General features: G+C 69.7%; 10 protein-coding genes. 2 read left to right on the top strand and 8 right to left on the bottom strand.

From position 1 onward, the window contains the following. Positions 1–90: 90 nt before the first annotated feature. On the bottom strand, positions 91–1,086 hold the full coding sequence (locus ABZO31_RS31925; protein WP_406864815.1) for an iron-siderophore ABC transporter substrate-binding protein: 996 nt from the start codon (positions 1,084–1,086) through the stop codon (positions 91–93). 175 nt (positions 1,087–1,261) lie between these two features. Then, entirely contained in the window at positions 1,262–2,614 is a 1,353-nt protein-coding gene (locus tag ABZO31_RS31920) for a lysine N(6)-hydroxylase/L-ornithine N(5)-oxygenase family protein (RefSeq protein WP_406864814.1), read from the bottom strand. A gap of 252 nt (positions 2,615–2,866) precedes the next feature. Between ABZO31_RS31920 and ABZO31_RS31915 the strand changes: the two genes are divergently transcribed. Together ABZO31_RS31915 and ABZO31_RS31910 are read left to right on the top strand one after the other, a co-directional pair. Continuing rightward, complete coding sequence (locus ABZO31_RS31915) at positions 2,867–3,814, top strand: methionyl-tRNA formyltransferase (protein ID WP_406864813.1); 948 nt, start codon at positions 2,867–2,869, stop codon at positions 3,812–3,814. Between the two features lie 368 nt (positions 3,815–4,182). After that, positions 4,183–4,992: a winged helix DNA-binding protein gene (locus ABZO31_RS31910; protein WP_406864812.1), complete on the top strand. Its 810-nt coding sequence runs from the start codon at positions 4,183–4,185 to the stop codon at positions 4,990–4,992. A gap of 110 nt (positions 4,993–5,102) precedes the next feature. Here the strand turns inward: ABZO31_RS31910 and ABZO31_RS31905 are convergent, their stop codons facing one another. From ABZO31_RS31905 to ABZO31_RS31880, 6 genes are all read right to left on the bottom strand, one after another. Further along, positions 5,103–7,169, bottom strand: coding sequence for an iron ABC transporter permease (locus ABZO31_RS31905; protein ID WP_406864811.1), 2,067 nt, complete (start codon positions 7,167–7,169; stop codon positions 5,103–5,105). 4 nt (positions 7,170–7,173) lie between these two features. Further along, positions 7,174–8,157 (bottom strand): iron-siderophore ABC transporter substrate-binding protein, encoded by a 984-nt coding sequence (locus tag ABZO31_RS31900; protein ID WP_406864810.1) that lies wholly within the window; start codon positions 8,155–8,157, stop codon positions 7,174–7,176. Then, entirely contained in the window at positions 8,154–9,014 is an 861-nt protein-coding gene (locus tag ABZO31_RS31895) for an ABC transporter ATP-binding protein (protein WP_406864809.1), read from the bottom strand. The genes ABZO31_RS31900 and ABZO31_RS31895 overlap by 4 nt, the downstream gene beginning before the upstream one ends. 392 nt (positions 9,015–9,406) lie before the next feature. Continuing rightward, complete coding sequence (locus ABZO31_RS31890; protein ID WP_406864808.1) at positions 9,407–10,795, bottom strand: 8-oxoguanine deaminase; 1,389 nt, start codon at positions 10,793–10,795, stop codon at positions 9,407–9,409. Positions 10,796–10,979: 184 nt separating this feature from the next. Further along, positions 10,980–11,609 (bottom strand): transcriptional regulator, encoded by a 630-nt coding sequence (locus tag ABZO31_RS31885; RefSeq protein WP_406864807.1) that lies wholly within the window; start codon positions 11,607–11,609, stop codon positions 10,980–10,982. Between the two features lie 427 nt (positions 11,610–12,036). Beyond that, positions 12,037–13,449, bottom strand: a complete 1,413-nt coding sequence (locus tag ABZO31_RS31880; RefSeq protein ID WP_406864806.1) for a nucleobase:cation symporter-2 family protein — start codon at positions 13,447–13,449, stop codon at positions 12,037–12,039. Positions 13,450–13,891 lie beyond the last annotated feature (442 nt).

Raw genomic sequence — 13,891 nt, 5'->3', positions numbered from 1 at the left:
GTTGTGGCCTTTCCCTGGTGGTGCGGGCGGTGAAGGGGGCGGGGGAGTGAGAACCGTCGTCCTCCCCCGCCCCGCGTCAGCGGTGTGGTGTCACTTGATGGCGGTCAGCAGCGGCTCGATCTCGTCGATGGCGTAGGGGATCGAAAGGACCGTGTTGAACGAGAACGCGGCGCCGATGTCCGGGTCCTGGTACGGCACGAACAGGTCGCGCTTCTCCTGGTGGACCTTGAGCTTCTTGTAGAGCGGCTCGGCCTTGATCCGGTTGTTGGCGTCAGTGCTGGAGGTGACCCAGACGAGCCGGTCGACATCGAGGACGTTCAGCTTCTCGGCGCTGAGTTCGGCGACGTTCCAGCCCGGCTTGGCCATGGTGTCGATCTCGGGCTTCAGCTTGAAGCCCAGCTCCTGGAAGAAGATCGACTTGGGGTCGGTCTTGGTGAAGGCCGAGTACTTGCCGGCCTCGAAGCTGTCGGCGACCGCGAGGGTCTTCTGGGCGAACTCGGGGTGCTTGTCGCGGACGGCCTTGAAGCGGGCGTCGATGTCTGCGATCAGCTTGTCGGTCTCGGTCGTCTTTCCGAGGGACTTGCCGATCTGCGTGGTCATCACCTGCCAGGAGGCGCCGTAGTCGGGCAGCCCCTTGGGCTGGGCGACGACCTTGGTGAACTTCGAGAGCGTGTCGTACTGCTCCTTCTTCATGCCGGAGTACTGCGCGATCACGAGGTCCGGCTTGAGCGCCGCGATCTTCTCGATGTTGTACTCGTCGCGCTCACCGACGATCTCCGGCTTCGTGGACCCCCACTTGTCCTTCGTCCACGGCCACTTGCCGTACGGCTGCTCCTTGAACCAGTCGACCGCCCCGACCGGCTTGATGCCGAGCGCGAGCACGGCGTCCTGGTCGGAGAGGCCCAGCGTGACGACCCGCTTCGGCTCCTTGTCGATCGTCGTGCTGCCGTACTTGTGCTCCAACGTCACCGGGAAGGCGGCGGAGTTCTTGCCGCTGCCGGACGAAGCCTCGGGCTTCGACTCCGCCTTCTCTGCGCCGCCCCCACAGGCGGACAGGGCGAGCGCGGCGGCCGTGGCGACGGCCACGCGTGGCAGGTGTCTGACGAACCGCGTCAGAGCAGGGCGCGTACCAGTGAACACAGGTGTTCCTTTCACGGGGGTTTCACAGTGCGTGCCTCGCTCGCCGGGCACGACGGCACTGCCCGGCGGGTGAGGCGTGTGGGGGGCTTGGCCAGGACGGAGCCCTGGGGACGAAGGGGCTCTAGAGGACCGAGCCGATGCCGTCGGCGACCGGCCGGGGCGCGCCCGGCGTGGGTGCCTGCCCCCGGTCGAGGACGGAGTCCAGGATCTCGCCGACCCTGATGGCGGTGTTGGAGAGCAGGGACGAGGTGATGCCGTGCGTGTGCTCCGTGCCGCCCTGGAGGTAGATGCCGCAGCGCAGTTCGGGGTCGGTCGTGAGGCGGTAGTCCCGTTCGACGCGGACGCGCCCCTCCTCGTCGCGGAGGCAGTGGTCGGCGACTGAGCCGAGGAGCCCGACAGGGTCGGCGGAGCTGTAGCCGGTCGCGTACACGACGACGTCGGCGTCGAGGACCGACTCCTCCCCGGTGACCAGGGAGGTGATGGAGGCGTGGACCTTGCCTCCGCTCTCCTCGACCCCGGTGACACGCGAGACGTTGACGAAGCGCAGGCGCTCCGTGCCGAGGACCTTCTCCTGGTAGGACTGACGGTAGAGGTCCTCGATCAAGTCGATGTCGACCACGGAGTAGTTGGTGTTGCCGTGATAGTCCATCAGCTTGCGCTTCACCTCCCCGGGGGCCGTGAAGTACTCGTCGACGGCTGCCGGATCGAAGATGCGGTTGGCGAAGCTGCTGTCGTCCGCGGGGCTGTAGCCGTAGCGGGAGAAGACGGCGCACACCTCGGCCTCGGGGAAGCGGCGGTGCAGATAGGCCACGTTCTCGGCCGCGCTCTGCCCGGCGCCGACGACGACGAAACGGGTGGGGTCGGCGCCTTCCAGGCTGTCGACCTTCGCGAGCAGCTCCGAGTTGTGCCACACGCGGTCCGTGCGGTCGACACCCTCGGGCATCAGCGGACGAAGCCCCGTACCGATCACGAGGTTCCGGGCCCGGTGGACCACCGTCTCGCTACCCGAACGGGCCGTGACGTCGAGGAACTCGATGACACCGTCGCGTACGACGGGCTCGATCGCGACGACCTCGTGGCCGTACGAGACCATGTCGTCGACCTTGGCCGCCGCCCACTCGAAGTAGTCGTGGAACTCGACGCGGAGCGGGAAGAGGTTCTTGTGGTTGACGAAGTCGATCAGCCGGCCCTTGCTCTGCAGGTAGCACAGGAAGCTGTGCTCGCTGGCCGGATTCCTCAGTGTCACAAGGTCCTTGAGGAACGACACCTGCATGGTCGCGTCATCGATCAGCATGCCCCGGTGCCAGCCGAAGCGAGGCTGCCGCTCGAAGAAGTGCGCGGTGACGGCCTCCTGCCTTCCGACCCGAGCGTTGTGCTCGCTCAGCGCTATCGCCATGGCCACATTGGACGGCCCGAAGCCGATGCCAATGAGGTCGTGGACCAGAGGGGCGTCGCCAGGAAGACCCTGAGACATGTCACTCCCATCGTGCGGAACTGCCGCCTGTCAGGCGTGGGATGAAAAGAACGTGACACCAACTCGGCGTCACCGTAAGCCAGTCGGAACTTAGGTAAAGCTAACCTGACCTGCGCGAGGCTGTCGACAGGACAAATCGGACGGATGGCGGACGCTCGACCCTCAACTGGCCGGAAATTAAGGGGTCTTGCCTTGTTAGGTAAGCCTTGCTTTACTTGGCTCGGTCATTCGCTCTCCCGAGGAGGAACCCCTATGCGGGTCGTCATGTTCGGTTACCAGACCTGGGGCCACCGCACCCTGAAAGCCCTCCTGGAGTCCGAGCACGACGTCGTGACGGTCGTGACACACCCCAAGAGCGAGCACGCCTACGAGAAGATCTGGAGCGACTCGGTCGCCGACCTCGCCGAGGAGCACGGCGTGCCCGTCGTCATCCGCAACCGGCCCGACGACGACGAGCTGTTCGACCTGCTCAAGGCGGCCGATCCGGACATCATCGTGGCCAACAACTGGCGTACGTGGATCCCGCCGCGCATCTACTCGCTGCCCCGCCACGGCACGCTGAACGTCCACGACTCGCTGCTGCCGAAGTACGCCGGCTTCTCGCCGCTGATCTGGGCCCTCATCAACGGCGAGCAGGAGGTGGGCGTCACGGCCCACATGATGGACGAGGTGCTCGACGCCGGGGACATCGTGGACCAGCGCGCCGTCACGGTGGAGCCCACCGACACGGCCACCGACCTCTTCCACAAGACCGTCGACCTCATCGCCCCGGTCACCATCGGCGCCCTGGCCCGGATCGCCGCCGGTGAGACCGAGTTCACTCCGCAGGACCGCTCCCGCGCGACCTTCTTCCACAAGCGGTCCGAGGACGACATCCGCATCAACTGGGACTGGCCGGCCGCCGTGCTGGAGCGCCTCGTCCGCGCTCAGTCCGCGCCGTATCCGAGCGCCTTCGCCTTCCACAAGGGAAAGCGCCTGGAGATCCTCTCGGCAGTCGTGTCCGAGGGACGTTACGGCGGCACCCCCGGCCGCATCTTCTACCGCGAGGGCGACGGGGTCGTGATCGTCGCCGGCGCCGACGCCCGCACCGGCCGCAACCACGGCCTCGCCATCACGCGCGTGCGGACCGAGGACGGCCACGAGCTGCCCGCCGCCGAGTACTTCAGCTCGATGGGCGGCTACCTCACCAGCCGCCCGTGAGGACCCGGGCGTAGGCCCTCCGAACTCCGGCGCCCCTCGGACGGTCCTGAGGGGCGCCGGCATTGTCACTACTTGACTAGGTTAGGGAAACCTAACCCGCACGGCGAGCAGGGGACGAGTCCATGGAACAACCGGTCATCTCCGGCACCGCGTGCGACGCGTCCGGAGCGACTTTCGCCGTCGTCGGTATCTCGAACATGCCGACGACCGACTGGGCCCAGGTCTTCAGGGCACTGGCGAACACCGATCTCACGATCCAGGGTGCCGCCTTACCCCAGGCCGCGCACCACGGCCCCCCAGCGAAAACGAACCCGGCGCGCGACGCCGAGCCGCCCGGAACGGAGCCCTCGGGCCCACCACGCCTGAGCATGACACCGCCCAGCGTGCTGAACCTCAACGCGTATCTCATGTACGCGATCGGCAAGGCCGCCCGCCGCAGACTCACCGAACGACTGGCCGCCCACAACCTGCGACTGTGGCATCTGACCGTCATGGCGCTGGTGGCCGACCTGGGCCCGCAGATGAAGACCGTCCTCGCCGCCCGGCTCGACATGAACTCCAGCGACCTGGTGAAGATCGTCAACGACCTGGTGAAGACCGGCCACGTCGACTGCGCCAGGGATCCGGCCAACCGGCGAAGGGTCCTCGTACGGCTGACCCCCGAGGGCCGGACCTACCTGGCCCAACTGAACGCGGACATCGCCTCGACGGACGACGACGTCCTGGCCCCGCTGAGCGAGCAGGAACGCGAGACGCTCGCCTCGCTGCTCCGCCGGGTCCACCGTCACCTCGAACCCAGCCCGGCGGGCGTGGTCCACGAACCCCCGCGGTACGTGGAGGTCCTGTCCGGCGGCGGCTCCGACGAGGACGGCCGGATCGACTGGACGCGGCGGGCAGAGGACATAGCCCGCTTCGTCGAGACCCGGCGCCCGCTGAACCCGGTCGCGTTCACGCACCACGCCGGCCGACGGCTCGACGTGCTCACGGCGACGGTCTCCCGTGGCCTCTACTCCGGTGAACCGGGCCTCGTACTCCACCAGGAGGACGAAGGCGTGGTCGTCGTCGCCGGCGCGGACCACGGCGGCAGCGGCAGGCCCGGCGTCGTGTTGCATCGCGTACGGACCGAGGAAGGCGGGGAGGTGCGTGCCGAGGAGTACCTCGCCGCCGGGGAGGCATGACGAGGGGCACGCGCTGACACCCGAACGGCCTGCCGGATACGCGTACGGGCCCGGAGAACCCTCGCGGGGTTCTCCGGGCCCGTGACGCGCATCCGCCGGAAGACCGGGGGCTACCCCCGGCGGCTGCGGACAAGCAGGTACAGGAAGTACGGCGTGCCGATCACGGCGGTCATGATGCCGGCGCCCAGCTGGGCCGGCGCGATGACGGTGCGGCCCACCAGATCCGCGGTGCAGACGAGGACGGCACCGAGGAGGACGGCGACCGGGACGACGCGGGCGTGCTGCCGGCCGACGAGGGCGCGGGCCGCGTGCGGGGCGACGAGTCCGACGAAGCCGATGGTCCCGGCGGCGGCCACGGCGGCGGCGCTGAGCACCACGCTGAGGACCAGGAAGCCGAGCCGGCCACGTCCGAGGTCCAGCCCGAGGAGCCTCGGGGTGTCCTCGTCGAGGGAGATGAGGTCGAGTTCGGTACGGCGCGCGACCGCGACGGCCAGGCCGACGGCCAGCGCGATGGCGAGCGGGACCACATCGGGAAGGGTCCGGCCGTAGGTGGAGCCCGACAGCCAGGTGAGCGCCTTGGTCGCGTTGAACGGGTCGGTCAGGATGATCAACAGGCTGACCAGGGCGGCGGCCCCGGAGTGGATCGCGAAGCCGACGAGGACGAGCCGGGTCTGCTGGAACCCGCCCCGCGCGGCCAGCCCGAAGAGCAGAGCGGAGGCCGCCGCGGCGCCCGCGAACGCGGCACCGGCCACGCCCCACCCGCCGGCCATCGGCACGGTCGTGACGAGGAGTACGGCACCGAGCGCGGCGCCGCCGGAGACGCCCATGATGCCGGGTTCGGCGAGCGGGTTGCGGGTCACGGCCTGGACGAGGGTGCCGGCGAGCGCGAGTGCCGCGCCCGCGCAGAGCGCGGCGAGGACTCGGGGGACGCGGGTGTCGAGGACGAAACCGACGGTCTGTCCGGCCCGGCCCATGGCCCAGTTGGTGACGTCGCCGAGGAGCAGTTTGGCGTCGCCGAGCAGGACGGCGGCGATGACGGCGCCGACGAGGACGGCCACCAGGGCGGCCGTGACCGTGAGGAAGACGGTCCGGCTGCGTATGTGCAGCCGGTCGGCGGCGACTCCGGCGGTGTCCCGCAGCCGCGCGGCCATGACGATCACGAAGACGGCGCCCACGAGGCTGGTGACGACGCCGGTCGGCACGGCGACCGCCGTGTCCGCCGGGACGAGCGTGCGCAGCAGCACGTCCGCGCCCAGCACGAGGGCGGCGCCGACGAGACCCGCGACCGGGATGCCGACCCGCGTCCGGGCGAGGCCGCGGAAGCGGCGGGCGAGGGGACGGACCAGGGCCGGAGCGCAGAGGCCGACGAAGCCGACCGGGCCGGCCAGGGTGACGGCGGCCGTGGAGAGCAGGGCCGCGAGCACGACCGCGGTCATGCGCGTGGCACGGACGGGGACGCCGAGGCCGCGGGCGGCGTCGTCGCCGAGGGCCAGGGCGTCGACCCGGCGGGCGAGCAGCAGCAGTCCGGCGAGCCCGACGACGCCGATGGGCGCCATCTGGAGGACGCCGTCGAAGCCGTTCTGGGAGATGCTCCCCTGGTTCCAGTGGTAGACGCCCTCGGCCTCCTGGGGGAACAGCAGGAGCAGCCCCTCGGTCATGGCGCTCAGACCGAGGGTCAGGGCGCTGCCGGCCAGCACCAGCCGGACCGTGCCGGTGCCCAGGCCGGAGAGTCCCAGTACGACGGCTGCGGCGGTGAGGCCGCCGGCGAAGGCGATGCCGGAGGAGGCGAGCAGCGGGAGCGAGACGCCGGTGGCTGCGGTGAGCCCGAGGGCGAAGTAGGAACCGGCGTTGACGGCGAGGGTGTCGGGCGCGGCCAGGACGTTGCGGCTGACCGCCTGGAGGGCCGCGCCGGCCATGCCGAGGACGACGCCGACGAGCAGCCCGGCGGCCATCCGCGGCAGGCGCGAGGCGATGACGACGGACGCGTCGGCCGGATCGGCCTGTCCGGTGAACGCCTTCCACACCTCGGACGCGCCCACGGCGGCGGTGCCCTGGGTGATGTCCACGAGCGCGAGGCCCGTGACGAGGAGAAGCAGTGCGGCCGTCACCGCGGCCGCGCCCGTCCGGGACGGGGCCGCCGACGGACGGGTGGCGGGGGTGGTTGCGGTGACGGCCATGGTCCTACTGCTTCGTCAGGGCGATGATCGAGTCGATGTACTTGTTCATCGACTCGGGGCCGCCGAACATCCAGATGCCGTCGGGCAGGCGGTGGACGTTGCCCTTCTTCACGAACGGCAGCGAGGTCCACACCTTGTCCTTGGCGAGAGCGCCGGTGAACGGGGTGCTGTTCTTGTCGCCGTCGTTGCCGATGTAGGCGAAGTGCACGTCGGCGCTCAGCTTGGTCAGGCCCTCGACGTCGGTGCTGCCGAGGCCGTACGCCGGGTCGCCCTTGACGGTCCAATCGTTCTTCAGGCCGAGCTTCTCGTTCACGGCGCCGATGAGCGAACCGCTGGTGAAGGGCCGGATGGACGTCTGGTTGGAGACCACGTAGCCGTCGGCGAACGCGACCTTCGCCCCGGCGAGACCGGCGCCGGCGAGGGCCTTCTTGCCCTCCTCGACCTTCGCCTCGAACGTCTTCTTGAGCTGGGCGGCCTTCTCCGTGGTACCGGTGGCCTGGGCGAGCAGGTCGAGGTTCTTCGTCATCTGCCCGATCGGGTCGGCCGCGTTCGCGGACTTGACCTCCACCACCGGCGCGACGCTGCGCAGCTGCTTGACGGCGGCCGGCGGCAGATCGGTGCTGGCGACGATCAGGTCCGGCTTCAGGGCGGCGATGGTGTCCATGCTCGGCTCGCCGCGAGTGCCGATGTCCTTCGGCTCGTTCTTCAGCGGGACGGCCTGGTCCCAGGTCTTGTAGCCCTTGACGTCGGCGACGCCGACCGGGTCGATGCCCAGCGAGACCAGGAGCTCGACCTCGTGCCACTCCGTGCCGACGACCTTCTTGGCGGGGCCGTTGAGCTCGACCTTCTTGCCGGAGGCGTCGGTGACGGTGATCTTCTCGGCGGGCTTCTTCGCCTTGTCGTCGGCGGCGGGCTCGGTGGTGCCGCAGGCGGTCAGGGTGAGGGCCGCCGTGGCGAGGACCGCGACGGTGAGGAGGTGTCGTCTCATGAGGGGGTGCTGAGCCTTTCGGTTCGGGTGTGGTGGCGGCCGATCGCCCGGGTGCGCAGGCGGCCGGTGAGGGGGTCGGGGTCGACGTCGATGCGGATGCCGTAGGTCTCGGTCAATCCCTCTGCCGTCAGGACGTCTTCGGGGAGTCCGTCGGCGACGATGCGTCCCGCGTGGAGCAGGACGATCCGGTCGCCGACGGCCGCGGCCTGGTCGAGGTCGTGGAGGACGGCACCGACGGCGATGCCGTGGTCGTCCGCCAGGTCGCGCATGAGGTCGAGGAGTTCGACCTGGTAGCGCAGGTCGAGATAGGTGGTCGGTTCGTCGAGGAGCAGTACTCCGGTCTCCTGGGCGAGGCAGCCGGCGAGCCACACCCGCTGGAGCTGTCCGCCGGACAGGTGCTCGACGCCCCGGTCGGCGAACTCCTCGACGCCGGTCAGCGCGAGGGCCCGGTCGACCGCGGCTCGGCCCCCCGGGTCGGCCTTGCCCCAGCGGCCCCGGTACGGATAGCGGCCGAACTCGACGACGTCCCGCACGGTGAGCCCGCTCGGCGTGGGACGCCCCTGGGTCAACAGGGCCACGTGTCGCGAGAACTCACGCGGACTCAGCGCGAGTCCGTCGGTGTCGCCGTCGATGACCAGCGCGGCGGTCCGGGGCCGCTGCAGCCGCGCGACGGTCCGCAGCAGCGTCGACTTCCCACTGCCATTGGGGCCGACCAGGACGGTCACCTCGCCCGGCCGCAACGTCAACGACGCCTCGTGGACGACGTCGACACCGTCGTACGCCACGGTGACATCTGTCGCCGACAGGGCATGTCCGCGGGAACGAGGGACCTCGGAGGTCTCTTCACCAACTCTCACGGAGCAGAGGTTAGCCTAACCTTACATCGGCTCTGAAGGGGGCCCCACGAGCTTGCCGCAAGACACGTTTCCGCCGAGTGCGGAGAACGCCATACGTCGAGCCGCCCCTCGCGCTGATCAGGTACGAGCAGCGTTCACCCGCCAGGCGCCTGCCGCCAGTCCGATCAGCTCACGGGGCGTTCTGTACCGTAACTCCCAGTTTCTCCCGCGCCTGTGCCCCCCCCCTGGCCAGCTCTTCCGGTCTCTTCAGCGGTTGGGTACGGCAGCGGGATCCACCCCCTCAACCTTCGCGCCGGCCACCTTGCCATCGAGCTTCCACCCCAACGCATCGAGAGCCTTGTGGACCCCGCTCGGGTCCACGGCCGGCCGGGCGTGGATCGCCGCCACGCGGTTCAGCCCCGGGAGGCGGTACGGGCGAGGCGCTGGGCCTCGTCCCGGGTGGAGCGCGCGATCGCGTCCTCGTCGGCTGTCAGCAGTCGCCCGTTCTCGACGATCTGACGCCCGTTGACGAACGACGCGGTGACCGGGGCCGCGGCCCCGAAGACGAGGGCGGTGATCGGGTCGGCGATGGAGGCGTGGGCGAGGGTGTCCAGCTTCCACAGGACCAGGTCGGCGAGTTTGCCGGCCTCCAGGGAGCCGGTCTGTTCGGCGCGGCCGAGGACCTGAGCGCCGCCGTAGGTGCCGAGGCGCAGGGCCTGGCGGGCGGTGAGCGCGGCCTCGCGATGGGCGCCGAGCCGGTTGATGAGCAGCGCGTTGCGCAGTTCGGTGTGGAGCTCGCCGGACTCGTTGGACGCGGTGCCGTCGACGCCGAGGCCGACGGGGACGCCGGCCTTGAGCATGTCGGGTACGCGGGCGATGCCGGCGGCCAGGCGGGCGTTGGACGACGGGCAGTGCGCCACGCCCGTCCTGGTCCGGGCGAAGGCGGCGATGTCGGAGTCGTTCATGTGGACGCAGTGCGCCATCCACACGTCCTCGCCGAGCCAGCCCGTCGACTCGAAGTAGTCCGTCGGGCCCATGCCGAAGAGTTCGTGGCAGAACTTCTCCTCCTCCACGGTCTCCGAGCCGTGGGTGTGCATCCGCACTCCGAGACGGCGGGCGAGTTCGGCTCCCTGGCGCAGCAGTTCGGTGGAGACGGAGAAGGGGGAACAGGGGGCGACGGCGATCTGCGTCATCGCGTCGAAGGAGGCGTCGTGGTGCTTCCTGACGGTCTCCTCGGTGGCGGCGAGGGCACCCTCGGTGGTCTCGACCGCGAAGTCCGGCGGCAGACCGCCGTCCTTCACGCTGCGGTCCATGGAGCCGCGGGCGAGAGTGAAGCGGACGCCCATCTCGGAGGCGGCCCGGATGATGGCGCCGGACAGGTCGCCGGAGCCCTGCGGGAAGACGTAGTGGTGGTCCATGGCGGTGGTGACGCCGCCGCGGGCCATCATCGCGAGGGAGCCCTGGGCCGCCGCGTACACCATCTCCTCATCGATGCGTGCCCAGGTGGGGTAGAGGGCGACGAGCCAGTTGAAGAGGTTGTGGTCGGTGGCGAGACCGCGGGTGATCCACTGGTAGAAGTGGTGGTGGGTGTTGATCAGGCCCGGCGTGACGAGGTGGCCGGAGGCGTCGATGCGCCGCACCACGTCCGTGAGGCTGTCGGGGGCCCTGCCCAGGCCGACCGACTCGATCCTGTTGCCCTCGATGACGACGTGGCCCGAGGCGTACTCGGTGTCCTGGGCGTCGACGGTCGCGATCGCGCAGTTCTCGATCACGGTGCGCTGGGCTGCTGCCGGAGGTGCCATGACGGTGTGTCCTTCTTCTTCGGATATGACGGGGAGGGCACGGCAGGACCCTCAGGGGATTTGAGTGCCGCGGCCGGGGGGCTGCGGGTGCCGAGGGGGTGAAGCTGTGTCGGGCGGCGCGCCGTCCGCCGGGACCCGCCGAAGCGGGACGCCGGCGGGGTCAGCGGCTCACCGGTTGGTCAGGTCATAGGGATGCGGGCTTGATACGGGCTACGGGCTTCCGCCTGGGTGATGTGGCGCACCCGCCGCTCGTACGGGAGGCAGCAGGGGTGGGTGGGCGCTCTTCGGCGTGACCGACCAGCTCCCGGAAATGCTCTGGCAATCTGCGCAGCCATCGGACGCGTTCGTCGGCGAGCTCCCGCAGCCTTGCCTCTGCGCTGCCGGCCACCACATGACCCATGTAGCGCTCGGTGATCTGCGTGTACTCCCGGCGCAGCACTCGTAGCGCACGCTGTGTCCGCTGTTCGTCGACCTCGGCGAGTTTCGCGAGTGGCGCGACCTGGCTCCTCCAACGGCCCTCGACGGCCTGCGCCAGCAGTCGGATGAGTTCCGCGACCTGGCCGATGGTCTCCCACAGGTGTTCGGGAGTCATCCCCAATGCGTCTGCCAGGGCCAGCGGTTCGCGTCGGTCGTCGTTCCAGCACTGATCGGTCTCCGTCCCGGCGTACCTGTGGATCTCCATCCCGATGCGGTGGGCCAGCCGTTCCCGGGTCAGCTGCCCGGCCAGGCGACGGTCGCGCAGCGTCTGCACCGGATCGGCGCCGAGAGGCACGCCCAACGTGGTTATTTCGGTGGTGACTTGTTCGAGGGTCATCCCCATCCGAAGGCGCGCCGCGCGGGCCTGGGCGGGAGAGTAGGGAGTTGTGGACACGAGCGGGTCACCTCGGTGGGGTTCTGGCAGAACTGTGGGGACGCCGCAGAGCGGTGGTCTGGTCTGCTGCAGTCGGCGGACGGCGGGTTTCCCGGCACTCCTCGGTCTGCGAAAGGCCGTCCCAGCCGGTGTCTTGCAGGGCGACGGGGATGAGCACGATGCCCATGACCATCAGCAACGGTGAAGGTCGCCCCCTGGACGAGTGGCAGCCGCGCGCCGATTTCGATGGCGGCGGCCGGGGCACTTGGGAGTCCCCCTGGGCCGCCTGGCCGGAATCCTGGCGCACTCTTGCCGGTGGACGGCCGACGCGGGCGAAGGCGGATTTGGTGTCGTCAGACGCCCACGCGATGGGCTGACCTGCCGGCCGAGGTCAGCTGGCGCCCTTGACCTGTTCGGGGGCCGCGATCGGCTTCTCCGCCCCGTGGCCGGCCGGATCCTCCGGCCCGGGCGCGGTCGAGGCGTCGCGCCTTCGGCCTACGTGGTTGAAGAGCAGGTTCAGTGTGACCGCCGCCAGGCAGCCCGCAGAGATGCCCGAGCTCAGCACGGTCGCGAGCTGCTCGGGGAAAGCGCGGTAGAAGTCCGGGAAGGCAATCGGGAAGATTCCGAACGCCAGGCTGACCGCCACAATGATCGCGTTCGATCCGGCACTCAGGTCAGCCTGGGCGAGCGTGCGCATGCCCGCCACGGCCACCGAGCCGAAGAGCACCACGCCAGCACCGCCGAGCACCGGCTGCGGCACCAGCGAGACCAGCGCGCCGACCGGCGGCAGCAGCCCCATCACCACCAGAAAGACACCGGCCATCGCGACCACGAATCTGCTGCGGATCCTGGTCAGCGCCACCAGTCCGATGTTCTGCGCGAAGGCCGAGCAGATGAAGCCGTTGAACACCCCACCGAACGCCGTCGCCAGACCGTCCGCGCGCAGACCGCCCGCGATCGTACGGTCGTCCGCCTTCCGCTCCACGACCTCGCCGAGCGCGATCATGTCGGCGGTGGACTCGGTCATCGAGACCAACATCACCACCAGCATGGCAATGATCGAGGCCACCTCGAAGCGCGGCGCCCCAAAGGCGAACGGGTTCGGCAGCTCGAAGACCGGCAGGCTGCTGAGCACGTGTACGTCGACCTTGCCGAACGGGATCGCAGCGAGAGTGCCGACGAGCAGACCGAGCAGGATCGAGATCCGCTGCAGGAAGCCACGCAGGAAGTGGTTGAAGAGCAGCACGGCGATCAGGGTGAACCCCGCGAGGCTCAGATTGACCAGCGAACCGTAGTCCTCCGCGCCGGAGTTGCCACCCTGCGCCCAGTTTCCGGCCACCGGGAGCAGGGAGATCCCGATCAGCGCGATCACCGTGCCGCTGACCACCGGCGGGAAGAACCTGACGAGCCGGCAGAAGACCGGTGCCAGCAGGAAACAGAAGAGACCCGCGACGATGGTGGACCCGAAGATCAGCGGCAGCGCGGCGCCCTTCTCAGCCTCGACCACCGCGAGGATCGGCGAGACGACCGCGAAGGAGACACCGTTGACGAAGGGAAGTCGCGAACCGATCCGCCAGACACCCAGGGTCTGCAGGAGGGTCGCGACGCCGGCGATGACCAGGCTGGCTGCGAGCAGGGTGGTGAGCTGGGCCGCGGTGAGGCCCACCGCAGCTCCGATGATCAGGGGCGGAGCGGCCACCCCGGCGTACATGCTGGCGACGTGCTGGAGCGCGACGGTCGCCATCCGACCAGGCGGCAGCACCTCGTCGACGGGGTGACGTGACGTCCTCGACTCGACCGACATCCGACGTTCCACCTGCTGTCCCTCCACATCTGGCTGTGGCTTCGGGCCCGGGAACGACGACCGAGCTGCGGGACGAGCGCGGTGACGCTGGGACGACCCTGGCGGACGACGGAGTCGTCGCCCACCCGCCGGAGCTGAGGGAGCAGGTCCGACCCATGAGGGAATCCATGATGCGGAAACCAATTTCCGCGTCCCACGGAATGTAGAAAGTGTCCCCCGCATCGTCAATCCCTCCCACCCGATCGACGCACGCGAGCACGGGAATCTGGAGTTTCCTCCAACGACGTCAGGCATCGAGCGGACGCGCCTGTGGCCGGGATGTGGCACCAGTCGCGGAGGCTCCATCGCGGTCGGGGGTCGAGGCCGCCGGCTCCGGCGGGTCATGCCGCCGGCCCCACCGCCTCGGCAGGTCGCGGGGAGCCAGGATGATCCCGGCTCCCCG

Origin of the sequence: Streptomyces solicamelliae (genome assembly GCF_045348655.1) — a bacterium.
Classification (GTDB): Bacteria; Actinomycetota; Actinomycetes; order Streptomycetales; family Streptomycetaceae; genus Streptomyces; species Streptomyces solicamelliae.
The sequence above is the reverse complement of the archived record's forward strand: the minus strand, read 5'-3'. Positions and strand labels throughout refer to the sequence as shown.